We start from the raw sequence: 21963 nt of genomic DNA on the forward strand, positions 1-21963 counted from the left end.
AAACGCCCGGTTACATTCCGAACCCGGAAGCTAAGCCTCACAGCGCCGATGGTACTGCAGGGGGGACCCTGTGGGAGAGTAGGACACCGCCGAACAATCATTGCGAAAACCCCCGTGCCATTCGGCACGGGGGTTTTCTGCGTTCAGGGCCGAAAAGGAATTTCCGAGTCGGAGCCCAGGCGCTACTGTGCTTTGCATGTACACGTATACGGTTCGGGTGGTGCGGCCGGAAGAGTGGGCTTCGGTCAAGGCGTTGCGGCTGCTCGCGCTCGAGGATCCGGCGGCGCCGCTCGCCTTTCTGGAGACGTACGAGACGGCCGCGGCCCGGCCGGACTCGTTCTGGCAGGAGCGGGCCGCCGGGGCGGCCGAGGGATCCCTCGCGGCTCGGCAGTACGTAGCCGAGGCGGAGGACGGGCAGTGGGCGGGTACGGTCACCCTGCTCGTGGAGGAGGCGGGCAGCGTCGACTGGGCCGGCGACCCCGTCGAGCGATCGCAGGGGCATGTCGTCGGGGTGTTCGTGCGGAAGGAGTGGCGGGGAAGCGGCATGACGCGGGCGCTCCTCGACGCCGCCGCGGACTGGGCCTGGGAGCTGGGGCTGGAGCGGGTGCGCCTGATCGTGCACGAGCGGAACCTGCGGGCGCAGGGGGCGTATCGCAAGGCCGGGTTCGTGCCGACCGGGCGAACCGTGCTGTTGGGCGAGGACTCGCAGGAGAACGAGTACGAGTTCGCCCTCGAGCGTCCCGTGGGATCAGACCGGTAGCTCGTGGTGCGGCCAGCGGGCCCTGGCCTGTTCGCGGGAGCGGAGCAGCGCCAAGGTGGGCAGGCCCCGGTCCGGGCCGGCGGCCAGGAGCTCCGGAAGCTGGGGGATCGGGGCCACGGCCGCCACGTCGTCGAGGACGAGGGTCAGTGGTGGGTCGAGGCGACCGGAGGATGACCGTTCGGCCATGCGCCGGCCGCGCTCGACCACGCTGGAGACGAGGGCCGTCAGGAGCGGCATCGCGCCGGGGCTGGTCCTGGGGTCCTCGAGAGATTCACCGAGCACATAAAGAGTGCCCCCTTCGTCCACGAAGGAATCCAAGGCGAGGGCATCAGTTCGGTTGGGAGTACACGCCTCACGGATGTTCACCGTGGAGAGCGCGGAGAGGGCACGGGCCGTCAGTTCCTGGGCGATGTCCCGGCGTTCGGGATGGGCGGTCAGAGCGGCTTCGAGCTCGCCTGCCGCACCCGGAGCGGCCTTGGGGCTGGTGCGCAGGGTGCGGACCGCTTCCTGGACGCCGGCCCCCTGGGACCAGCGGTGGACGTGGCGGACCGTGCGGCCGTCGACGGCGGCGGCGTGAAGATAACTGCGGAGCAGAATCTCGGCCGTCTCGGCCACCGCCTGGTCCAGCCGGGCCGTGGGGCGCACGGGCGTGAGGAGCGCCGCCGCGCGGGAGCCGGCGGTCGTCCGGTCCTCGCAGCCGGCGATGGGGGACCAGTGGAGGCGGGCCGGGGTGTCGCAGTGGTGCGCCGGGTCGTAGAGGTGGACCGGGCCCAGCTTGGCCCGGCCGTCCTTGGTGTCCTGCCAGAGTGCGGGGTCGGACGTGAGGACGAGGGCCGGACCCGCCGCGTCCCGGACGGCCTGGGAGGCGAGCGCGAACCGGGTGGCGGGGGGCGCGTAGTGGACCGTCCCGCCCTCGGAGCGGGAGGTCTCCCAGGCGTGGGGCGGCGCGGCGACGGCGACCGCGTCGGGCTGCCGCGGCCCGTCCGGGTGTGACGGAGACGGGGGTAGGGGCGGGGAGGACGGGGGTGCTGTCACGGCCTGCCGGTCCGCGGGCGGGGCGGCCGGGGAGACGGATGGACTCTGTGGGGCCGGGTCGGTCGCTGTCGCCTCCGTTCGCGGGGTGGGCACCTCGTGGTGCTGGGGCTCCGGAAGGTGCACAGGGGCCGACCGGTCCGCCCTTCGGTGTGCGCGCACCGCCCGCCAGCGGGCCAGCGTGCCCATGACGAACACCGTGAGGACGAGCAGGATCATCAGCTGGCCGATGAGCAGGCCCCAGAAGAGGCCGTAGCCGGAGAACCCCGTGGGGTCCGCGTCGGGCCAGGCCCCGGGGACGTCGTGGGGCTGGGCGATGAGGTGCCGCATGGCGAGTGGGGTGCGGGTGAAGGTGACCCCGGACGGCCAGGAACCGTGGGCGAGGAGGGCCGAGAGTCCGGTGGCCGTCCAGACGAGGAGCGTCATGCCGAGCAGGAAGGCCAGTATGCCGACGAGCAGGCCGTCGGGAACGCCTCCCTGCCCGGAGCCCCGGCCCGAGCCGTGGCTGTCGTGGCGATGCTCGTCACCCGGTCTCATGGCCATCCCGCCCCCTACGCCACCGTCGACTCGGAGGAGCCGTCCAGGTCGGCGATGTGCTGTTCCATGAAGGTCGCCGCCCGTCGTTCCTGTTCCAGCTCGGCGGCGAGCAGCGCGTCGTCGTCGGCGATGCGGTCGGCGGAGGACTCCGTCATCGCGCGGTCGGTGAAGACCAGCGGGCGTTCCGTCTCGGTGACCAGGTGTTTGACGACCTGGACGTTGCCGTTGACGTCCCACACGGCGATGCCCGGGGTGAGGGTCGGGATGATCTCCACGGCCCAGCGGGGCAGGCCCAGCACTCGGCCGGTCGCTCTCGCCTCGTCCGTCTTCTGGGCGTAGATCGTCCTGGTGGAGGCCATCTTGAGGATGGCGGAGGCCTCTTTCGCCGCCGCTCCGTCCACCACGTCGGACAGGTGGTGGACGACGGCGACGAAGGACAGGCCGAGTCGGCGGCCGAACTTCAGCAGCCGCTGGAAGAGCTGGGCCACGAAGGGGCTGCTGATGATGTGCCAGGCCTCCTCGACCAGGAAGATGCGCTTCTTCCGGTCGGGGCGGATCCAGGTGTGCTCCAGCCAGACCCCGACGATCGCCATCAGGATCGGCATGGCGATCGAGTTGCGGTCGATGTGGGACAGGTCGAACACGATCAGCGGGGCGTCCAGGTCGATGCCGACGGTCGTCGGGCCGTCGAACATGCCGCGCAGGTCGCCGTCGACCAGGCGGTCCAGGACCAGGGCGACGTCCAGGCCCCAGGCCCGTACGTCGTCTATGGCGACGTTCATCGCCTCCGCGGACTCCGGTTCGGGGTGGCGCAGCTGCTCGACGATGTCGGTGAGGACCGGCTGGCGGTCGACGATCGTCTCGTTGACGTAGGCGTGGGCGACCTTGAGGGCGAAGCCGGAGCGCTCGTCGAGGCCGTGGCCCATCGCCACCTCGATGATCGTGCGCAGCAGCGCGAGCTGGCCCGTCGTGGTGATCGACGGGTCCAGCGGGTTGAGGCGGATCCCCATGTCCAGGGCGGCCATCGGGTCCAGGCGGATGGGGGTTATTCCCAGCGCCTGCGCGATGAGGTTCCATTCGCCGACGCCGTCCTCGCCCTGGGCGTCCAGGACGACGACCTGCCGGTCGCGGAAGCGGAGCTGGCGCAGGACATAGGTCTTCTCCAGGGCCGACTTGCCGTTGCCGGACTCGCCGAGGACGAGCCAGTGCGGGGCGGGCAGCTGCTGGCCGTACAGCTGGAAGGGGTCGTAGATGTAGCCCTTCCCGGAGTAGACCTCGCGGCCGATGATGACGCCGGAGTCGCCGAGGCCGGGCGCTGCCGTGGGGAGGTAGACCGCCTGGGCCTGGCCGGTGGAGGTGCGGACCGGAAGGCGGGTCGTCTCCACCTTGCCGAACAGGAAGGACGTGAAGGCGTCGGTGAGGACGGACATCGGGTCCCGCATGTGAAGCCCCTACCTTCGGATTCCGGTGGCGAACGGGAGGGTGTTCACGAACGCACGGTGGTGCTCCCGGTCGCACCACTCCAGCTTCAGGTACGACTTGCCGGCCGACGCCCTGATCGTCCGCTTGTCGCGGGCGAGGGCCTCGGGGTTGCGGGAGGAGACCGTGATGTAGCCGACCAGGTTCACGCCGGCCGCGCCGGACGCCAGGTCCTCGCCGCGCTGGTCGAGACGGGAGTGCGCGGCGACGTCGCGCGGGTCGACGGTCCGGTTCATCTTGGCGGCGCGGCTGGCCTCCGCCTCGTCGTTCGTCTTCTCCGTGAGCATGCGCTCGATGGCGACCTCGGTGGGTTCGAGGTCCATCGTGACGGCGACGGTGCGGATGACGTCCGGGGTGTGGACCAGCAGGGGGGCCAGGAAGTTGACGCCGACCGGGGTCATCGGCCACTCCTTCACCCAGGCCGTGGCGTGGCACCAGGGGGCGCGGGTGGACGACTCGCGGGTCTTGGCCTGGAGGTACGTCGGCTCCATGGCGTCCAGCTCGGCGGGCCAGGCGTTGCGCCTGGTCATCGCCTGGATGTGGTCGATGGGGTGGTCCGGGTCGTACATGGAGTGGACGAGGGAGGACAGCCGGCCCTGGCCGAGCGGCTGGCGGACGCGGATGTCCGCCTCCTGGAGGCGTGAGCAGATGTCCGTGAGCTCGCGGGCCATGACGACGGCGAGGCCGGCGTCGCGGTCCAGCTTGCGGCCCGACCGGGGGTGGGCGGCGCGGGCCATGGCGTGGGCCTCGGCGGCCAGTTCGCGGGTGTAGTGCATGCACGCGACGAGGTAGGCGCGGTGCTGCTCGCTGCTGGTGGACACCATGGACTGGAGCTGGTCGTAGGAGCGGGCCAGCCAGTCGGGGGACTTCTCGTCCCCGCGGACGGCGACGTCCTTGGCGTGGGCGTCGGGGTCGGCGGGCAGGGTGCGGGCGAGTATCTGCAGCCGGGTGACGAAGCCGTCGCCGTTGGCCACGTGCTTGAGCAGGGTGCCGAAGCGGTCGACGAGGGCCTCCTGGTCCTCGCTGTCGCGCAGGCCGACGCCCGGGCCCTCGATCTCGATGGCGGCGGTCACCGTGCGCCGGTCCGCGTGCAGGAGGACGGCGATCTCGTCGGGGCCGAAGGGTGCGGCCAGCCAGCTGATGCGGCCGATGCCCGGCGGGGGGCCGACCTCGATCTCCCGGCCGTCCAGGCGGGTGCCGGCCTCCGAGGCCGTGGAGCGGTAGGCGGTGCCCCGGCGGAGGGTGCGCTTGTAGCTGCGGTTGATCTCGAACCACTTGTAGAAGGTGCGGTGCTTGTACGGCACGTACACCGCGGCCAGCGCGAGCATGGGGAAGCCGCTCAGCAGGACGATCCGCAGGGCGAGGACGGGGACGAGGAGGCCGCACATCATGCCGAGGAACGCGCCGATGACGATGAGCGCGATCTCGCCGGTCTCGCGGTTGCGGCCGACGATCGCGTTCGGCCGGGCGCGGCCGATCAGATATGTACGGCGGGGCGTGATCGCGTGGGACACGTGGGAATCGGTCGTCAACGCCCTTCACCTCCCGTGCGGTTGTTGCTGCTGTTTCGGGTGTTGCCGGCGTGCGGGGTGTTGACGGGGCTGCTCGCGCGGGGTGCGGGTGCGGCGGAGGGGACAGATCCGCCGCCCCCGCTCGAGGTGCGCGAGCTGTGCGCGGCGACCCCGCCGGACACCGGGTTGGAGGGGCGGCCGCCGGCGGCCCCGGACGAGCCGCCGCTGTCCGCGCGGGTGCTGTGGGTCTTGATGCCCTGGGCGACCAGGTTGGCCGGCGAGCTGATGACGGCGGCCGCCTTGCCCTCGGCTCCCTGCATGATGCGGTTGTTGCGGCCGTTCGCGATCTCGTCGCCGAAGCCGGGGACGAAGCGGTAGATCATCGCGCTGGCGAAGATGGCGAGCAGGATGATGGAGAGGCCGGAGACGACGGCGGAGAAGGAGTCCGGGCCGTCGCCGGAGGACAGCGCTCCGGCCAGGCCGAGCACTATCACGATGACCGGTTTGACGAGGATGACGGCGATCATGATGCCGGCCCAGCGGCGGACGTGGCTCCACAGGTTCTTGTCGACCAGGCCCGCGTAGACGACCGTGCCGAGCAGCGCGCCGACGTACAGCAGGGCGGCCCGGATGACGAGTTCCAGCCACAGCACTCCGGCCGCGAGGATCGACACGAGGGACACGACGATCAGCATGATCGGCCCGCCGCCGATGTTCTCGCCCTTGGCGAGGGCGCCGGAGAAGGTGCCGAAGAACGTGTCGGTCTGGTTGCCGGTCGTCTTGGCGAGAACGTCCGTGATGCCGTCCGTGGCGGAGACGACGGTGTAGAGGACGAGGGGGGTGAAGGCGGAGGCCAGGACGGTCAGCCAGAGGAACCCGACGGCCTCGCCGATGGCGGTGGTCAGGGGCACTCCGCGCACCGCCCGCTTGGCGACGGCCAGCAGCCACAGCAGGAGCGTCAGGACGGTCGAGGCGGCGAACACGACGGCGTACTGCTTGAGGAACCGCTCGTTGGTGAAGTCGACGTTCGCCGTGTCCTTCACGGCCGCGCTGAGCTTGTCGATGGTCCAGGAGGCGGCGTCGGCGCAGCCCTTGGCGAGAGAGGAGAGCGGGTCGAGGGTGTCGGAGACGCCGGGGTTGGTGGTGGACGAGGGGTTCTCGCCCTTCTCGCAGTAGTCCCGGGCGGGGCCTCGGATGAGCTCGCTGCAGGCGCTGCTCGCGGAGGTCGAGGGAGTGGGGGTCGGCGACGGGGCGGCGACGGCACGTGTGGCCAACAGCACGGTTGTGGCCTGAAGGGCGGCCAGAGCAGCCGTCACCTTGAGGGAGAGGTGCTTAGCGCGCATACGTGAACCCTCCGAACTCCTCGACGGCCTTCGTCATGTCGTCGGCGGTGGAGGCCTGCTGGTCGCGCCCGACGGGAACGGGACCGTCCTTCTGCTGGAAGTCGGTGATCTTCCAGTCATTGTCGACCCACGAGAGCTGGTAGGTGGTGGTGAACCAACTCTCGGAGACGGGGTTGGTCGAGGCCGCGCCCGAGAGGCCGAAGAGCGACGTGTACCAGACCTCGACGGTCGCCTTGCTGGTCGTGGCGGCGGTGGCCTTGGTGCCGACGGGAATGACCCGTGAGACGAAGGTCTGGCCGTCGGGGGCGGTGCCGTCCTTGGCGAGTCCGATGTTGCTCAGGAACTTCTCGCTCGTGTAGGCGGTGTCCAGAGCGGCCTGTTTGGCTGCGGCGGCATCGGGTGTGTAGACGGTGTCGACGATCTCGTGCCGGAGATCGGTGACGAACATGTCCGCCGACCCCAGCGCCACGGCGTAGTTGGCCGCGGCGCTCTGAGCGCCCTGGGCGCTGTGTGCGTACCCGATCGGGATGCCGCCCGTCTTCGAGCGGACCGGCTTCGTGCCGGTGGGGGCCGTGCTGGTGGCGTTCGGCTTGCCGCCGCCCGTCGAAGGGGACGACGTGGAAGAGGAATCGTCTCCTCCACGGTTCGCGAAGGCGATCGCCGCGATCAGTACGACGACGACCCCGACCACCGTCACCATGCCGCGCGACGGGCCGCGGGCTCCTCTGCGGGCTCCGCCGTAGAGGTCGTCCTCCGGCAGTCGCAGGCGTGTTCCGCCGTAGCGGTGGCCCTCGTCGGTGCGTGCGGGTTCGCCGTAGTCGTGTTCGTCGCCGGGAGTCATGCCGGGTACGCCCCCTCGTTGCCGTACCGGAACGCATAGCAGTACGACGGTAGCCGTGCTGGTTCCCGCGCGGGCGCGGTGTGGTGACTCGACATCAGGGACATCAGGGAAACGCAACCTCAGCCGGTGGGCACGACAGGTGGGTGGGGACGGGGGGCCGGGCGTGCCCGGACGGGACTGGGGGTGGTGCGGTGGCCGCAGCTACACGGCCATGCCGTACACGATCGTGAACAGTGTCCCCAGGGAACCGATGATGAAGACGCCTGTCAGACCGGCGATGATGAGGCCCTTGCCCTGTTCCGCGCTGAAGGTGTCCCGCAGGGCCGTAGCGCCGATGCGCTGTTTGGCCGCGCCCCAGATGGCGATGCCGAGGCAGAGGAGGATGGCGACCGCCATCACGACCTCGATCATCACCTTGGCCTCGTTGCCCAGGCTGCCGAAGGGCCCCCAGTCGGGAGCGATCCCGCCGATGATGGTGTTGATGTCGCCCTTGTCGGCCGCGAACAGCATGTAAGTCACCGCCCCTGGTGGGTAGTTCCGCCGCCCTCTGCCGGTGTGCAGAGGTCACGTCTCATTCTCGCCGACAAAGTCGCCGTCGTATGTCGACTTGGCGTCATTGTCGGGCCGGATTCGTACGAATAGCTCGTATGGTCACTCTGTGTATCACGGCAGGTCACGCCGGGCAACGAGGCCGGAGCGGAACCTGTGGTGTGGTTCCGTCGTTAGCCCACTTCACGGCCCTGTGCGGTTTCTGACGGCCGGTCGGGTGAGCCTACGTTTCGATGTTCTCACGAGGAAGGGCGAACGGGCCGCGGCTGGGTGCCGCGGCCCGTTCGCCCTTCGCCACGGGTGGCCCCCACGGCCCACTGTGGCTGATCGGTGTGACGGAAGGTCAGGTCACGAGGTCAGGTCATCCGGTGAAGGCGGCCGTCCCCTCGGGCGTGCCGAGGCCGGTGGGGCCGTCGTAGCCGGAGCGGGCGGTGCAGAGGTAGGAGGCGCCGGTGGAGCAGGTGCCGTTGCTGCCGCTGGTGACGTCGTTCAGGGCGGAGGAGCCGGCGGCCGCGTAGGGGTACGAGGCCGGGTAGTCGCTGCCGGCGGGGGTGCCGGCGAGGGCGTAGACGGCGGCGATGATGGGTGAGGAGGCGCTGGTGCCGCCGAAGGTGTACCAGCCTGCGGTGACGCCGTAGGAGTCGTAGACGGAGACGCCGGTCGCCGGGTCGGCCACGGCCGAGACGTCGGAGATCGTGCGCTTGGCGCAGCCGGTGTCGGTCTGCCAGGTCGGCTTGGCGTCGTAGGCGGAGCAGCCCGATCCGGTGCCCTCGGTGGAGCTGGTGTTCCAGACCTTCTCGGTCCAGCCGCGGGAGTTCGAGGACGTGGACAGGGCGGTGCCGCCGACGGACGTCACGTACCTGGAGGCGGCCGGGTACTCGGCCCCGTAGCCCTCGTCGCCCGCGCTGACGGTGATGGCGACGCCGGCGTGCTTGAAGTACGAGGTGTCGTACGAGGTGTCCGAGGAGGACTCGGAGCCGCCGTAGCTGTTGGACACGAACTTCGCGCCCAGCGTGACGGCCTCGTTCACGGCCTTGCCGAGGTTGGTCATGGAGGCGGAGGTCGCCTCGACGAGCAGGATCTTGCAGTTCGGGCAGACCGCGCTGGCCATGTCGAGGTCGAGGGACTCCTCCTCGGCCCAGCCGCTGTCGGCGGAGGGCAGCGAGGTCGTCGAGCCGGTCTGGCTCACCTTCTTGAAGCAGCCGCTCGCCACCGTGCAGGCGGGGAGGCCGTAGTAGGAGCGGTACTTGGCGAGGTCGGCGGCTGCGTTCGGGTCGTCGTACGCGTCGACGATGGCGATGGTCTCGCCGGAGCCGTTGCTGGAGGCGGCGTCGGCCAGTCCGTAGGCGTCCTGGAGGTCGGACGGCCCGTAGCCGGTGGGGGACGCGGCGGCCGCCTTCGGGGTGACGGCGGCGGTCCGGCCGGTGTCGGCGGCGCGTTCCTTCTGGAAGGCGGTGGTGCCGCCGGTGACGCGGAAGGAGTTGCAGGTCAGATCACCCTTGTGCTTGGGGGTGGCACAGGGGGTCGCCGCCCAGGTGACCTTCGAGGGCGTCGTCTTGGCGGTGGTGGCGGTGGTGGTGGCGGGTGCCGCGCTCGCCTGGGCCGCGGTGCCGAGTCCGGCGAGCACGAGGGCGGCGGCGCCGAGGATCGAGGCGCCGGTGCGGCGCCGTCGGCCGGATCTGGCGGGGGAGGCGGGGGAAGTCGTCGTACGCAACGGACAGCTCCTGATGACGGGGTGACAGGGGCGGTGCGGGTGGGGGTGATGCGTGCCACCGGTGCGTGGTCCCCGGAGGCGGGCGGCGGCCCACGACGACTGTTCCTTTGTTGAGTACGCGACAACAAGACACCCGGCGGAATACTGACTTCCGCCTTACTGAAGGGGGTTGTGTGATTGCTGACCGATGGCGGGGGGATGGTGCGGCGATGGCCGCCACTTGACCTGGGGGCCGTCAGCGGGCGGTCGAGCCGAGGGGCGGGGGAGGCGGGCGGAGGCGGCGTGGGGTGTAGGAGGGCGGGGGCCGGGTACCGGACATCGGTGCCTCGGGGCCCGGGCCTCGGGGCCGGGGCGAGGTCGGGAAGGTAAGGACCGGGAGGTTGTGTGAGCCCGGTGCGGGTAGCGTCGGAAGTGCCGTCTGTCGCTTCTCTCACCTTGGTGGGACACAGTGGATCCGATGAACCGAAACGCACTGCTCGGTGCGGTCGTGCTGCTGGCCGTCACCTCCGCCTCAGAGGCGGCCGCCGACGGGGGGCCCGGACCCCTCGGGGTGACGGCCGTCGCCGCGGCGACGACGCAGTCCGCGAAGGTGGGCGCACTGCTCGCCGCGGACGACGCGGACGCCGGCAGGCTGGCCGGCGCGCACGTCTGCACGGCGTCCGTGGTGCACAGCCCGCACCGTGATCTCGTCGTCACGGCCGCGCACTGCCTGATCGACGCGGGTGACGTGGCCTTCGTGCCCGGATACCGGGACGGCGAGGCCCCCTACGGGGTCTGGAAGGTCGCAAAGGTCTTCCTGCCCGACGGGTGGACGCAGGGGCGGGACGAGGACAGCGACGTGGCCTTCGCCGCGCTCGAGGAGCAGGACGGCGCGGGCGTCGAGGACGTGGTCGGCGGCAACCGGTTCGCCCCGGGCACCACCACCGGGGCCACGCCCGTGACCGTCACGGGGTACCCGAATGCCGGTGAGGCCCCGATACGGTGCGTGAACAGGCCCACCGCCCACACCGCCACCCAGCAGCGCATAGCCTGCCCCGGCTTCTCCGGGGGGACCAGCGGCAGCCCGTGGGTGAACGGCTACGGCGAGGTCGTCGGCATACTGGGCGGCCACGAGCAGGGCGGATCCACGGACGACGTCTCGTACAGCGTGGTCCTCGGACCGGAGGCCGCGGAGCTGTACCGGGAGGCGGCCTCCGATTCCTAGGGGGTCCTACGCGACGGGGTGCACGAGCTGGGTGGTCAGCTCGTAGCGGGCGCCGACGACGGCCAGCTCGCCGGCGGCGATCTTCGCGGCCAGGTCGGGCTCGGCGGCGAGATGCGAGCGGACGGCCCGTATGTTGGCGTCGATGGTCGAGTCGACGCGGGCGTCGCCGGTCTTGGTGCGGTCGATGGCCGGGGATATCCGGTCCGCCAGATACTGGATGTGGGCGGGCAGCCGCTCACCGGTCAGATCCGCCTGCACCGCGGCCTTCACCGCGCCGCACGACTGGTGCCCGAGCACCACGACCAGCGGTATCCCCAGTTCCAGCACCCCGTAGGCGACGCTGCCTAGCACGGCCTCGTCGAGGACCTCGCCCGCGCTGCGGACGGTCATCAGGTCGCCGAGGCCCTGATCGAACACCAGCTCGGGCGGCACGCGCGAGTCGATGCAGCCGAGGACCACGGCGAAGGGGTGTTGCCCGGCCGTCAGATTCGCCCGGACGGCGGGCGTCTCGTCCGGGTGGCGCTCGCAGTAGGTGCGCCAGCGCCGGTTGCCCGCGGCGAGTTCCCGCAGCGCCCCGTCGGCGGTGGTGGGCCGCGGCGCGGTACCGCGCGAAGCGGTCGCACGGGCGGCGGCGGAGGAGGCCGGGGCCGCCGCGAGGGCGAGGCCGCTCAGGGTCGCCGTGCCGGCGAGGCCGCGCAGCAGCGCGCGGCGGGCGGTGCCGGCCGGAGGGCGCTCGGCGGAGCGGTGGGGGGTGTCTTCAGGGTTCACGGGGTGGAACGTATGTCCGAGCCCGAAGGTGATCGCGCATGTTGCCGAATCATGGTCCTGCGTGACGATCAGGGGGGCGAACGCTGGGCGATGCTTGACGCCGGCCCGGGCCGCCCTTTACCCGAACGGACGCCGGCTCGCCCGGGTGCGCGGGGCATCGGCGCGGGCGGGTGGGCCGTGGGCCGTGTCCATGGCCAACTGGGCCATGTGGCATGGTCGGTTCGGTGGACGTACTGAAGGCTCAGGACCCCGCGCGGATAGGCGCGCACACGCTGCTCGCGAGGCTCGGCGCAGGTGGCATGGGGCAGGTCTACCTCGGGCGCTCGCCCGGCGGACGGCTCGTGGCGATCAAGGTCATCCGGGACGAGATCGTCGACCATCCGGAAGCGCTGGCCCGGTTCCGGCGCGAGGTCGAGACGGTGCGGGCGGTCCGCAGCGCGTACACCGCCAACCTCATCGACGCCTCGCTGGACACGGCGCCTTATTGGCTGGCGACGGAGTATGTGCCGGGGCCGACGTTGAGCAAGGCTGTGGCGGCCCGAGGGCCGCTGCCGGTGGAGACGTGCCGGGGGTTGCTCGCGGCGCTGGCCGAGGGGCTTGCAGCCGTGCACGCGCAGCGGGTCACCCACCGGGACCTCAAGCCGCAGAACGTCATCCTGGCCGCTCAGGGCCCGCAGCTCATCGACTTCGGCATCGCCCGCAGCGCAGCGCAGACGGCGCTCACCGAGGCGGGGTTCGCCCCGGGCACGCCTGGCTACACCGCTCCCGAGGTGCTGCTGCGCAACGAGGTGGGACCCGCCGCGGACGTCTTCGCGCTCGGCGCGACGCTCGCCTACGCGGCCACCGGCCGACCGCCGTTCGGCCCCGGGGAGTCCGCCGGGGTGAGCTATCGCACCGTCCACGACCCCGTGGATCTCCAAGGCGTGGAAGCGGGGCTGGCCGCGCTCATCGGTTCGTGTGTGGCCAAGGAGCCGGCGGGCCGGCCCGGTCTGGGAGAGCTGATCGCGTGGTGCGGGGTGCGGTCGGCACTCGTCGAGGACCCGTTCTACGCGGGGCTCGGGGAGCTGGCGGAGATGGTGCCGTCCACTCCTGCCGACTCGTTCGCCACCCCCGCCGCATCACCCGGGCCGGTGCCCCCTCCCGCGCACCCGCCCCTCAGCCCGCACGATCTGCCGACGGCTCCGCCTGCGTACGGCTACGGGTACACCCCCACTCAGCAGGCCCGTCCTGCCCCTGGTGCCGGGCGGCGGAGGAAGCCGTGGCTGATCGCGGGAGCGACGGGGCTGGCCGTGGCGGCGGGGGCGGTCGCGGCGCTCACCCTGCTCCCGAGCAGGGGGGACGGCGCGAACAAGGAGGCTGACGGGGCGTCAGGCGTCGGAGCCACTTCGGTGGCGCCCACGACTGCGGGCGGCGACGAGTCGAAGCTGCAGCCGCCGGCCTATGTCGAGCAGACGAACCCCTCCCGCGACCTCTGGAAGGCTGATCCGCAGTCACAGGACGGGCAGGGAACGTGCAATCTGCCCGTGGAGGAGCGCAGCGAGCACTTCCAGGCGTCGGTCGCCGATGCGGACTCCGACGCTCCCTACACCTCGGGGAAGGGTCGGATCGGATTGCGGCTCACGTCCGCCGTCTCGACGCCCTACTACGTGACGGTGGCCGTGAAGTCCCCCCATGCGATCGACTCGGACACGGGCAAGCCCTTCGAAGGGGGACTGCAGGACAACCTGGACCTCGGATACACGAGCAGGCCCGTCGCGCTGGGAACCGAATGGGTGTACCTGACCTACCCGGACGACTTCCGGCAGATCGTGCGGGGCAAGAAGGCCGGCGACGCGATCCCTGTCGCGAACGACCCCGGTGACTGGACCGTGTTGTTCCTCCATGTCCGCGAGCCGCGGAAGTACGTCACCATCGACTGCCGCGGGTTCGTCTCGAAGTAGCGCACACGACACGGACAGGTTCGGAAAAGACCCGTAAACAGGGTTGCGGTGGGGGAGGGTTGAAGCGTGCGAAAAGTTTGGGTGGTCGGCGGAGCCGCGGTCGGGCTCGGGCTGAGCTTTGTGATGCTCCTCGTCATAGGGGTGTACGTCGTCGCAGGCAACCTCGTCAACGGCGTCGGCGCCGGGAGCGTCGGGCTCGCCAAGGGCGCCGTGCCGTCGGCCTATCAGACGCTCGTTCAGAAGTGGGGCAACCTCTGCCCGGCCCTCAACCCCGCCCTGCTGGCAGCCCAGCTGTACCAGGAGAGCGGTTGGGATCCGGACATCGTCAGCCATGCCGACGCCCGCGGCATCGCACAGTTCATCCCCAGCACCTGGGCCACGCACGGCGTCGACGGCGACGGCGACGGGGATCGCGACATCTGGGATCCGAATGACGCGATTCCATCGGCGGCCTCCTACGACTGCGACCTCGCCAAGTACGTCCGGCGAGTACCCGGGGACACCACGAACAACATGCTCGCCGCCTACAACGCGGGCCCTGACCGTGTCATCCGGGCGGGGGGCGTTCCCGCCATCCGCGAGACGCAGAACTACGTCAAGACGATTCGCACGCTCGAGAAGTCCTTTGCCGCTCCCGTTGCCCGGGTGGATCCCAGCAAGCAGGCTGCCGGGGCCATCTACTTTGCGCAGAAGAAGCTCGGCACGCCCTATCTGTGGGGTGGGAACGGCACCGCTGACCAGGGAGGACGGTTCGACTGCTCGGGGCTGACGAAGGCCGCCTACGAGAGCGTCGGGATCACCCTGCCCCGGGTCGCCAACGATCAGTACAACGCCGGGCCGCATCCGAAGCGGAGCGAGCTGCTGCCGGGGGACCTGGTGTTCTTCTCCACCGACCTCGGCAACTCGCGGGCCATCCACCACGTGGGGATCTACGTCGGCGGCGGGTACATGATCGACGCGCCCTACACCGGCGCCGTCATCCGCTTCGACCCCATCGACACCGCTGAGTACTTCGGTGCCACCCGGGTCACCGAAGATGGCGCGAAAGCGCTCCCGACGAGGGTGTGAGGAGGGCCGGAACCCCGGCTCTGAGCTGCGCGGATCTGTCTCTCTTCGATAACGTCTGAGTGATCATTCAGTGGAGAGTGGAACGTATCAACCGGGGCCGTGCGTTCCTGTTGAAGCGGGCGCATGCGAGGCGCGCCGAGCAGAACACGATGAAGGGGCCGCAGCACCATGGCTGGACTCGCCGAATCCGGGTCGAACCCCGACGTCGACCTGCTCTACGACATCAACGGGCTGGCCAAGGACGCCCCGCACTGGTTCGACCGCATCGTCGAATTCGTCGGTGAGTACGGGCTGTTGCTCGTCATGGTCCTGCTGATCGTGGGGTGCTGGTGGGGAGTGCGCCGCCGGCCGGGCGGAGCCGAGGAGGCCGCCTCCTCCGTGGCCGCGCTGGTGTGGGCGCCGCTCGCCGCCGCCGTCGCCGTGCTGGTGAACGTGCCGATAAGAGGGTTCGTCGAGCGGCCGCGGCCCTTCCGCGATCACCAGGGTCTCGAGGTGCTCGTCTCCGGCAAGACCGACTACTCGTTCGTGAGCGACCACGCCACGCTCACCATGGCCATGGCCGTGGGACTCTTCGTCGCCAACCGGAAGTTCGGGCTCGTCGGGATAGGGGTCGCCCTGCTCGAGGGGTTCTGCCGGGTCTACATGGGCGTGCACTACCCGACCGACGTGATCGGCGGGTTCGCGCTCGGCACCGCCGTGGCGCTGCTGCTGTCGCCGGTCGCCTCCATGCTGCTCACCCCGGTGCTGAGGGCTGTCGACCGGTCGCCCCGGATGGGCTGGCTGGTGCGCAGCCGGTCGGCCCGGGCGGGCGACCGGGAGGGGTTCGGCCGCGGCGCCCGGCACGAGGTCGCCGCGGAGGAGCGGGACCTCGCCGCCTGACGCCGTGTGCGTCGCCCCGGGCCTCAGAGGGCCTGGGGGTAGGTGAAGAAGCCGTTGGGGTCGTAGTGCTGCTTCAGCCGGGTCAGGCGGGGGAGCGCGTCGCCGTAGTAGGCCTTGCGCCAGTTCGTCAGGGTCGGGTCCGCGTAGTTCTGGTAGGCCGCGCCCGAGGCGTACGGGGCCATCGCCCGGTGGGCGGTGTTCAGCCAGGACTGCGCCGCCGTCCCCGCGGTGCCGGCCCGCCAGGACGCGATGTACTGGGCCAGCATGCGTGAGCGGCGGTGGACGAACGCGGTGGCCATCGGCGAGACCCGGTTGACCGCGCCGCCCAGCGCCGTGAGGGCGATGCTGCCCGAGCCGCCCTGCACTGACGTGATCTGCTTCAGCAGCGTCTGGATGCCCGCCGCCGAGAGCGAGACGTCGAAGAAGTCCGAGCGGGCCGCGTACGTCTCCCGGCCCAGCGCGCCCTGCGGGGAGCGGCCCGGCGTGGAGCCCGGCAGGTGGCACTGGGCGTCCGAGGCGAAGGACGAGCAGCCGGCGTAGATCTCCATCGCCGCCTCGTAGGTGCGCCGCCGCAGGGACACGTTCGTCGCGGGGGCGCCCACCCGGTCGGCGAGGCGGTCGACGGCGTTCTCGAGCTGGCCGTACGTGCCGATGCAGAACGCGGCGACGGAGATGGTGGGGGTGCCGCCGGGGGCGTTCGCCACGTGGAGGGAGGACCAGATCTCGTCGGGCTGGGCCGGGCCCCACTCCTGCCACGCCTTCACCACCGCGGCCGCCTTCGACCAGGGCCAGGTGAGGTATCCGGTCACCGCCTGGGGCGCGGGGTGGGTCTTGAACTCCAGCTCGGTGACGACGCCGAAGTTGCCGTTGCCCGCTCCGCGCAGGGCCCAGAAGAGGGCCGTGTTCCTCGTCGCGTCGGCGGTGAGCTGCTTGCCGTCCGCGGTGATGATCGTGGCGCGGGTGAGGCTGTCGCAGGTCAGGCCGTAGGCGCGGGAGACCACGCCGTGGCCGCCGCCCAGCACGAGGCCGGAGACGCCGACCGTCGGGCAGGAGCCCGCGGGGATCGTCACGCCCTTCGCCGTGAGGGCCCGGTAGACGTCGATCAGTTTGGAGCCCGCGCCGACCACGGCCGAACCGCCGCTCGCCCGGACCCGGTTCAGCTTGGAGACGTCGATGACCAGCCGGCCGTCGCCGGAGGACCAGCCGCCGTAGGAGTGGCCGCCGTTGCGGATCGCGGCCTTGATCCGGTGGGCGCGGGCGTAGGCCATGACCGTACGGATGTCGTCGGCGTGGGCGACGTAGGCCACCGCCGCCGGCTTGAGGCCGTCGAAGCGGGTGTTGTAGAGCTGGCGGGCCGCCGCCCAGGAGGCGTCGCCGGGGCGGACCAGCGTGCCGTCCAGGCCGCGGGCGAGGGCGGCCCAGTTGGCGGGGGCGGAGACGCTGGTGGTCGTGAGGGTCGTCCCGGCGGACCTGTCGCCGCCGGCGGTTTGGGGGGCGGCGCTCGCGCTGCCGTTGTTCGCCCTGCACGCGGTCACTGCCGCCGCGACCGCGGCCGTGCCGCCCGCGATGAACGTACGCCGTTCCATGATTCGTGCGCCTTCCGTCGGCCGCTGTCGGCTTCACAGAGCGAGACGGGGCCATGAGACCACAGGTTCCGCAGGCCGCCGGCGGTGACGGAACGGTGACGTCCGGCGGGTGGCCTTCCCGTCCGGAGGGCGGGGTCGGGGCAGGACCGGCCGAGCCGGCGGCCGGTCAGCCGTGGGCGTGGGTCTCCGCGTCCGACCTGGCCATGCTTCTCGCTCTGCGGGCCGGGCCGCGCCAGCCGCAGATGCAGCGGGCGAGGCAGAAACGGCCCTGTTCGACGGTCGTGGTGCGGTGTTCCCCGTCGGTGCGGGGCGAGGGCGAGCCGTCCTGCTGCGTCACATGGACAACGTTACCCAGCCGCGCGGCGGTCCGTCTTCGGTCCGGCCCGCGTGACGGCGGGCACCCGGCCGTCGTTAAGCGGAGCGACGGGGGGTCCGAGACGGACGTACCGGCTGGGGGTAGGCCATGGCGGAGCGGGGTCGGAGGAAGGCGGGCCGGGCGGTCCTGGCCGGGATCGTGGCCGGTGTCTGCGGCTGCGCCGCGGGGTGTTCCGCCGGCGGGGCCGCCGGCGAGGACGGGCGGGCCGCCGATCCCGTGCAGACGCTGCACCGGGCCGCGGACGCCCTCGTCGCGGCGGGTACGTCGAAGGCCCGTACGTCGATGGAGATGGCCACCGGCGGGACCCTGGTGACCATCCGCGGCCAGGGCGTCTACGACTACCGCAGGCAGCTCGGGCAGTTGAAGGTGCTGCTGCCGCAGGACCCCGCGGGGACCGTCGAGCACCGGCCGATCACCGAACTCCTCGCCCCCGGGGCCCTGTTCATGAAGAACCGGGGTGCCGGGGTGCCGGACGACAAGTGGGTGCGGGTGGCGACGGCGACCCTGTCCGACGGGAACCTGGTGACCGGCGGGGCCACCGACCCGTTCGCCGCGGCCGAGGTGCTGCGCGGGACGCGCACCGCGACGTACGTGGGGCGGACCGAGGTGGCCGGGACCGCGGTGCGGCACTACCGGGGCACCGCCGACCTGACGGCGGCCGCCGAGGACGCGTCGGTGGGCGGCCGGGAGGCGTTGCGGGCGGCGGCGAGGGGGTTCGCCACGGCTCGGGTGCCGTTCGACGTCTACCTCGACGACGAGGGGCGGATCCGCAAGATCCGGCACCGGTTCAGCTTCGTGAACGGACAGCGGAAGGAGGCCGTCGCCGTCGCCTCGACGACCCTGCTGTACGACTTCGGCGCTCCCGTCCAGGTGCGGCTGCCGGCCGCGCACGACATCTACGCCGGGCGGATCGCGGAGTAGCCGGCTCCGCCCGGACGAAGTGTTTTCGGCCACAGGGCGGTCGTAAGGACTAGCCCGTCCGTGCCATGCGCGCCGTGTGGACCGCTCCCTACTCTAGGAAGCCGGTGACGGCAGAGACGAGGTGATGCGCGTGGCTCCGGGCGGCGGCGGCACGGCAGTTCAGGACCTCGTGGCCCTCGCCGAGATCGAACTGTGCGGGGAGCTGATCATCGCGGCCTCGGCCGCCGGGGAGGAACGGCTCAGTCTGGAGAGCATCGACGAGGTGCTGCGGGTGGGCGAGGAGCGGGCCGGGAGGCAGGGCGGCTCGGGCTCAGGTGCGCAGTAGCCGGGCGATCGCCCTCGTCGCCTCTTCCACCTTCTCGTCGATCTCGTCGCCGCCCTTGAGGGCCGCGTCGGCGACGCAGTGCCGCAGGTGTTCCTCCAGGAGCTGCAGGGCGAAGGACTGCAGTGCCTTGGTGGAGGCGGACACCTGGGTGAGTATGTCGATGCAGTAGGTGTCCTCGTCCACCATGCGCTGCAGGCCGCGGATCTGGCCCTCGATGCGGCGCAGGCGCTTGAGGTGTTCGGCCTTCTGCTCGTGGTAGCCGTGGACGACTCCGGCCGGGTGCTCCGCCTGTTCCGGGTGTTCCGGGGCGGCGTGGGTGTGCGGGTCGGGGGCCCCGAGGGCTTCCGCGTCGGCCTCGGTGGTCGTCATCGTGCCCTCCAGCGGTCCGGCTCCAGACATATACCCCTACTGGGTATATCGTACCGAACTTCGGCGGGAGCGGGGTCCGGGCCGGGACGGTCCGGTCGCCCCCCTGCCGGGCGCTCCGGTCGATGGGCGACACTGGGGGGCGGCCCCATTAGCCGTGGCCGGATGATGCGCCTAGCATCAGCCTGACCGAAACCGATGCATCTTGAGGACCCCAACGTGCGCTTTCGTCTGACCCCCAGGGAGACGAGCTTCTACGACATGTTCGCCGCATCCGCGGACAACATCGTCACGGGCTCGAAACTCCTGATGGAACTGCTCGGGGCGGACCCCGCCGGCCGGGCCGAGATCGCAGAGCGCATGCGGGCCGCGGAACACGCAGGCGACGACGCGACGCACGCGATCTTCCACCAGCTGAACTCCTCGTTCATCACGCCGTTCGACCGCGAGGACATCTACAACCTCGCGTCCTCCCTCGACGACATCATGGACTTCATGGAGGAGGCCGTCGACCTGGTCGTCCTCTACAACGTCGAGGAACTGCCCAAGGGCGTCGAGCAGCAGATCGAGGTGCTGGCGCGGGCGGCCGAGCTGACGGCCGAGGCCATGCCGAACCTGCGGACCATGGAGAACCTCACCGAGTACTGGATCGAGGTCAACCGGCTCGAGAACCAGGCCGACCAGATCCACCGCAAGCTGCTCGCGCATCTCTTCAACGGCAAGTACGAGGCCATCGAGGTGCTCAAGCTGAAGCAGATCGTGGATGTGCTGGAGGAGGCCGCCGACGCCTTCGAGCACGTGGCCAACACGGTGGAGACCATCGCGGTCAAGGAGTCCTGAGCCCTTCATGGACACCTTCGCTCTGATCGTGACCATCGGCGTCGCGCTCGGATTCACCTACACCAACGGTTTTCACGACTCCGCGAACGCTATTGCCACGTCCGTTTCGACCCGGGCGCTGACGCCTCGGGCGGCACTGGCCATGGCCGCGGTGATGAACCTCGCCGGCGCGTTCCTCGGCAGCGGTGTCGCGCACACCGTCAGCAAGGGTCTGATCGAGACCCCCTCCGGTTCCACGGGCATGGCGATCCTGTTCTCCGCGCTGGTCGGGGCGATCGTGTGGAACCTCGTCACCTGGTACTTCGGGCTGCCCTCGTCCTCGTCCCACGCGCTGTTCGGCGGGATGGTGGGCGCCGCGCTGGCGGGCGGCACGGCCGTCATCTGGTCCGGGGTGCTCGACAAGGTCGTCATTCCGATGTTCCTCTCGCCGGTGGTGGGACTCGTCGCCGGCTACCTGGTGATGACCGCCATCCTGTGGATGTTCCGGCGGGCCAATCCGCACAAGGCCAAGCGGGGTTTCCGCATAGCCCAGACGGTGTCCGCGGCCGCCATGGCGCTGGGCCACGGTCTGCAGGACGCGCAGAAGACGATGGGCATCGTGGTGATGGCGCTCGTCATCGGCGACGTCCAGAGCGCGGACGCCCCGATCCCGGTGTGGGTCAAGATCGCCTGTGCGGTGATGCTGTCGCTCGGGACGTACGCGGGCGGCTGGCGCATCATGCGCACGCTCGGGCGGAAGATCATCGAGCTGGACCCGCCGCAGGGCTTCGCCGCGGAGACGACCGGGGCGTCGATCATGTTCACCACGGCGTTCCTGTTCAAGGCGCCGATCTCCACCACGCATGTGATCACCTCGGCGATCATGGGCGTGGGGGCGACGAAGCGGATCAACGCCGTGCGCTGGGGAGTCGCCAAGAACATCGTGCTGGGCTGGTTCATCACGATGCCGGCGGCGGCGATCGTCGCCGCGTGCGCCTTCTGGCTCGTGGACCTGGCTTTCCTGTAGGCGCTGTCGCGTTGTCCGCACGGCAGGGAAAGGGCCCGCCCCCGGGAGCAGGGGCGGGCCCTTTCGTGTGCCTCGCGGTGGCACCGCCATGCAGCACCGCGAGGGGTCCGGTCAGCCGAAGCGGCCCGAGATGTAGTCCTCGGTGGCCTGCACCGACGGGTTGGAGAAGATGCGCTCGGTGTCGTCCAGCTCGATCAGCTTGCCGGGCTGGCCGACCGCGGCCAGGTTGAAGAAGGCCGTGCGGTCGGAGACGCGCGCCGCCTGCTGCATGTTGTGCGTCACGATGACGATCGTGAAGCGTTCCTTCAGCTCGCCGATCAGGTCCTCGATGGCGAGCGTCGAGATGGGGTCGAGGGCCGAGCAGGGCTCGTCCATCAGCAGGACCTTCGGCTCCACCGCGATGGCGCGGGCGATGCACAGACGCTGCTGCTGGCCGCCCGACAGGCCCGAGCCCGGCTTGTTCAGGCGGTCCTTGACCTCGTTCCACAGGTTGGCGCCCTGAAGGGACTTCTCGACGATGTCGGCCAGTTCGCTCTTCCTGTACGAGCCGTTCAGCCGCAGGCCGGCCGCCACGTTGTCGAAGATCGACATGGTGGGGAACGGGTTCGGGCGCTGGAAGACCATGCCGACCTCGCGGCGGACCGCGACCGGGTCCACGCCCGCGCCGTACAGGTCCTCGTCGTCCAGCAGCACCTTGCCCTCGACCCGGCCGCCCGACGTCACCTCGTGCATGCGGTTCAGCGTGCGCAGGAACGTGGACTTGCCGCAGCCGGAGGGGCCGATGAAGGCGGTCACCGAGCGCGGCTCCACGGTCATCGAGATGTCGTCGATCGCCTTGTGGGATCCGTAGTAGGCGGTCAGCCCGCTGACGTCGATTCGCTTGGCCATGTCTTCCACTTCACTTCCGGTCGTATGGAT

Annotated in this window: 21 protein-coding genes and 1 rRNA gene; 10 read left to right on the top strand and 12 right to left on the bottom strand. The window is 70.8% G+C overall.

Features of this window, described 5'->3' with window-relative positions; genetic code table 11:
* Both rrf and ACH4ZA_RS06095 read left to right on the top strand, forming a co-directional pair.
* A 5S ribosomal RNA gene (gene rrf / locus ACH4ZA_RS06090) occupies window positions 1-95 on the top strand; the annotation flags it as partial.
* 101 nt (window positions 96-196) lie between these two features.
* Window positions 197-760, top strand: a complete 564-nt coding sequence (locus ACH4ZA_RS06095) for a GNAT family N-acetyltransferase (protein ID WP_398428266.1) — start codon at window positions 197-199, stop codon at window positions 758-760.
* On the opposite strand, the gene ACH4ZA_RS06100 is transcribed toward ACH4ZA_RS06095, so the two are convergent.
* From ACH4ZA_RS06100 to ACH4ZA_RS06130, 7 genes are all read right to left on the bottom strand, one after another.
* On the bottom strand, window positions 749-2329 hold the full coding sequence (locus ACH4ZA_RS06100; protein ID WP_398428554.1) for a type IV secretory system conjugative DNA transfer family protein: 1581 nt from the start codon (window positions 2327-2329) through the stop codon (window positions 749-751). The two genes, ACH4ZA_RS06095 and ACH4ZA_RS06100, sit on opposite strands and share 12 nt — an antisense overlap.
* A gap of 14 nt (window positions 2330-2343) precedes the next feature.
* Window positions 2344-3771 carry an ATP-binding protein gene (locus tag ACH4ZA_RS06105; protein WP_319281568.1) on the bottom strand — a complete coding sequence of 476 codons (1428 nt, stop codon included), beginning with the start codon at window positions 3769-3771 and terminating at the stop codon, window positions 2344-2346.
* A gap of 9 nt (window positions 3772-3780) precedes the next feature.
* Window positions 3781-5340 (bottom strand): SCO6880 family protein, encoded by a 1560-nt coding sequence (locus ACH4ZA_RS06110; protein WP_319281565.1) that lies wholly within the window; start codon window positions 5338-5340, stop codon window positions 3781-3783.
* Window positions 5337-6662 (bottom strand): hypothetical protein, encoded by a 1326-nt coding sequence (locus ACH4ZA_RS06115; protein ID WP_398428267.1) that lies wholly within the window; start codon window positions 6660-6662, stop codon window positions 5337-5339. Before ACH4ZA_RS06115 ends, ACH4ZA_RS06110 begins: the two co-directional genes overlap by 4 nt.
* Complete coding sequence (locus ACH4ZA_RS06120; protein WP_398428268.1) at window positions 6652-7503, bottom strand: hypothetical protein; 852 nt, start codon at window positions 7501-7503, stop codon at window positions 6652-6654. The genes ACH4ZA_RS06115 and ACH4ZA_RS06120 overlap by 11 nt, the downstream gene beginning before the upstream one ends.
* Before the next feature lie 201 nt (window positions 7504-7704).
* Complete coding sequence (locus ACH4ZA_RS06125) at window positions 7705-8013, bottom strand: hypothetical protein (protein ID WP_003991275.1); 309 nt, start codon at window positions 8011-8013, stop codon at window positions 7705-7707.
* 400 nt (window positions 8014-8413) lie between these two features.
* Window positions 8414-9766: a S53 family peptidase gene (locus ACH4ZA_RS06130; protein ID WP_319281558.1), complete on the bottom strand. Its 1353-nt coding sequence runs from the start codon at window positions 9764-9766 to the stop codon at window positions 8414-8416.
* A 457-nt stretch (window positions 9767-10223) separates the two neighbouring features.
* On the opposite strand from ACH4ZA_RS06130, the gene ACH4ZA_RS06135 reads away from it, so the two are divergent.
* Complete coding sequence (locus tag ACH4ZA_RS06135) at window positions 10224-10970, top strand: trypsin-like serine peptidase (RefSeq protein ID WP_398428270.1); 747 nt, start codon at window positions 10224-10226, stop codon at window positions 10968-10970.
* A 6-nt stretch (window positions 10971-10976) separates the two neighbouring features.
* On the opposite strand, the gene ACH4ZA_RS06140 is transcribed toward ACH4ZA_RS06135, so the two are convergent.
* Window positions 10977-11738 carry a carbonic anhydrase gene (locus tag ACH4ZA_RS06140; protein ID WP_398428271.1) on the bottom strand — a complete coding sequence of 254 codons (762 nt, stop codon included), beginning with the start codon at window positions 11736-11738 and terminating at the stop codon, window positions 10977-10979.
* 224 nt (window positions 11739-11962) lie between these two features.
* Here ACH4ZA_RS06140 and ACH4ZA_RS06145 point away from each other — a divergent pair, with 224 nt between their 5' ends.
* The 3 genes from ACH4ZA_RS06145 (at window position 11963) to ACH4ZA_RS06155 (ending at window position 15625) form a co-directional block, all read left to right on the top strand.
* A complete protein-coding gene (locus tag ACH4ZA_RS06145; protein WP_398428273.1) occupies window positions 11963-13678 on the top strand; it encodes a serine/threonine-protein kinase in 1716 nt (571 codons plus the stop codon).
* 123 nt (window positions 13679-13801) lie between these two features.
* Window positions 13802-14746: a bifunctional lytic transglycosylase/C40 family peptidase gene (locus tag ACH4ZA_RS06150; protein ID WP_319281572.1), complete on the top strand. Its 945-nt coding sequence runs from the start codon at window positions 13802-13804 to the stop codon at window positions 14744-14746.
* A gap of 168 nt (window positions 14747-14914) precedes the next feature.
* Window positions 14915-15625 carry a phosphatase PAP2 family protein gene (locus tag ACH4ZA_RS06155; protein WP_319281549.1) on the top strand — a complete coding sequence of 237 codons (711 nt, stop codon included), beginning with the start codon at window positions 14915-14917 and terminating at the stop codon, window positions 15623-15625.
* Between the two features lie 23 nt (window positions 15626-15648).
* Here the strand turns inward: ACH4ZA_RS06155 and ACH4ZA_RS06160 are convergent, their stop codons facing one another.
* Both ACH4ZA_RS06160 and ACH4ZA_RS06165 read right to left on the bottom strand, forming a co-directional pair.
* Window positions 15649-17211, bottom strand: a complete 1563-nt coding sequence (locus tag ACH4ZA_RS06160; protein WP_398428275.1) for an FAD-binding oxidoreductase — start codon at window positions 17209-17211, stop codon at window positions 15649-15651.
* Window positions 17212-17377: 166 nt separating this feature from the next.
* Window positions 17378-17548: a hypothetical protein gene (locus tag ACH4ZA_RS06165; RefSeq protein ID WP_319281544.1), complete on the bottom strand. Its 171-nt coding sequence runs from the start codon at window positions 17546-17548 to the stop codon at window positions 17378-17380.
* A 126-nt stretch (window positions 17549-17674) separates the two neighbouring features.
* Here ACH4ZA_RS06165 and ACH4ZA_RS06170 point away from each other — a divergent pair, with 126 nt between their 5' ends.
* Entirely contained in the window at window positions 17675-18508 is an 834-nt protein-coding gene (locus tag ACH4ZA_RS06170) for a hypothetical protein (protein ID WP_319281541.1), read from the top strand.
* A gap of 124 nt (window positions 18509-18632) precedes the next feature.
* The gene (locus tag ACH4ZA_RS06175; protein ID WP_319281538.1) at window positions 18633-18833 is read left to right on the top strand and encodes a hypothetical protein; all 201 of its coding nucleotides are present in this window, start codon (window positions 18633-18635) and stop codon (window positions 18831-18833) included.
* Here ACH4ZA_RS06175 and ACH4ZA_RS06180 read toward each other — a convergent pair.
* Window positions 18819-19202 (bottom strand): metal-sensitive transcriptional regulator, encoded by a 384-nt coding sequence (locus tag ACH4ZA_RS06180; RefSeq protein ID WP_319281535.1) that lies wholly within the window; start codon window positions 19200-19202, stop codon window positions 18819-18821. The two genes, ACH4ZA_RS06175 and ACH4ZA_RS06180, sit on opposite strands and share 15 nt — an antisense overlap.
* Before the next feature lie 216 nt (window positions 19203-19418).
* Between ACH4ZA_RS06180 and ACH4ZA_RS06185 the strand changes: the two genes are divergently transcribed.
* On the top strand, window positions 19419-20039 hold the full coding sequence (locus ACH4ZA_RS06185; RefSeq protein ID WP_057579445.1) for a DUF47 domain-containing protein: 621 nt from the start codon (window positions 19419-19421) through the stop codon (window positions 20037-20039).
* A gap of 7 nt (window positions 20040-20046) precedes the next feature.
* Entirely contained in the window at window positions 20047-21045 is a 999-nt protein-coding gene (locus ACH4ZA_RS06190) for an inorganic phosphate transporter (protein ID WP_319281533.1), read from the top strand.
* A 111-nt stretch (window positions 21046-21156) separates the two neighbouring features.
* Here the strand turns inward: ACH4ZA_RS06190 and pstB are convergent, their stop codons facing one another.
* Window positions 21157-21933 carry a phosphate ABC transporter ATP-binding protein PstB gene (gene pstB / locus ACH4ZA_RS06195; protein WP_398428277.1) on the bottom strand — a complete coding sequence of 259 codons (777 nt, stop codon included), beginning with the start codon at window positions 21931-21933 and terminating at the stop codon, window positions 21157-21159.
* Window positions 21934-21963 lie beyond the last annotated feature (30 nt).

The sequence above is a fragment of the Streptomyces sp. NPDC020597 genome, assembly GCF_044335095.1.
Lineage (GTDB): Bacteria > Actinomycetota > Actinomycetes > Streptomycetales > Streptomycetaceae > Streptomyces.

Bases quoted from the DNA above. Each gene is read 5' to 3' on its own strand.
- ACH4ZA_RS06160 (WP_398428275.1), bottom strand. From the start codon at position 17,211: ATGGAACGGCGTACGTTCATCGCGGGCGGCACGGCCGCGGTCGCGGCG.
- ACH4ZA_RS06120 (WP_398428268.1), bottom strand. From the start codon at position 7,503: ATGACTCCCGGCGACGAACACGACTACGGCGAACCCGCACGCACCGAC.
- ACH4ZA_RS06175 (WP_319281538.1), top strand. From the start codon at position 18,633: ATGCGCGTGGCTCCGGGCGGCGGCGGCACGGCAGTTCAGGACCTCGTG.
- ACH4ZA_RS06125 (WP_003991275.1), bottom strand. From the start codon at position 8,013: ATGCTGTTCGCGGCCGACAAGGGCGACATCAACACCATCATCGGCGGG.
- ACH4ZA_RS06095 (WP_398428266.1), top strand. From the start codon at position 197: ATGTACACGTATACGGTTCGGGTGGTGCGGCCGGAAGAGTGGGCTTCG.
- ACH4ZA_RS06155 (WP_319281549.1), top strand. From the start codon at position 14,915: ATGGCTGGACTCGCCGAATCCGGGTCGAACCCCGACGTCGACCTGCTC.
- ACH4ZA_RS06115 (WP_398428267.1), bottom strand. From the start codon at position 6,662: ATGCGCGCTAAGCACCTCTCCCTCAAGGTGACGGCTGCTCTGGCCGCC.
- ACH4ZA_RS06180 (WP_319281535.1), bottom strand. From the start codon at position 19,202: ATGACGACCACCGAGGCCGACGCGGAAGCCCTCGGGGCCCCCGACCCG.
- ACH4ZA_RS06150 (WP_319281572.1), top strand. From the start codon at position 13,802: ATGCTCCTCGTCATAGGGGTGTACGTCGTCGCAGGCAACCTCGTCAAC.
- ACH4ZA_RS06190 (WP_319281533.1), top strand. From the start codon at position 20,047: ATGGACACCTTCGCTCTGATCGTGACCATCGGCGTCGCGCTCGGATTC.
- ACH4ZA_RS06100 (WP_398428554.1), bottom strand. From the start codon at position 2,329: ATGAGACCGGGTGACGAGCATCGCCACGACAGCCACGGCTCGGGCCGG.
- ACH4ZA_RS06170 (WP_319281541.1), top strand. From the start codon at position 17,675: ATGGCGGAGCGGGGTCGGAGGAAGGCGGGCCGGGCGGTCCTGGCCGGG.
- ACH4ZA_RS06105 (WP_319281568.1), bottom strand. From the start codon at position 3,771: ATGCGGGACCCGATGTCCGTCCTCACCGACGCCTTCACGTCCTTCCTG.
- ACH4ZA_RS06135 (WP_398428270.1), top strand. From the start codon at position 10,224: ATGAACCGAAACGCACTGCTCGGTGCGGTCGTGCTGCTGGCCGTCACC.
- pstB (WP_398428277.1), bottom strand. From the start codon at position 21,933: ATGGCCAAGCGAATCGACGTCAGCGGGCTGACCGCCTACTACGGATCC.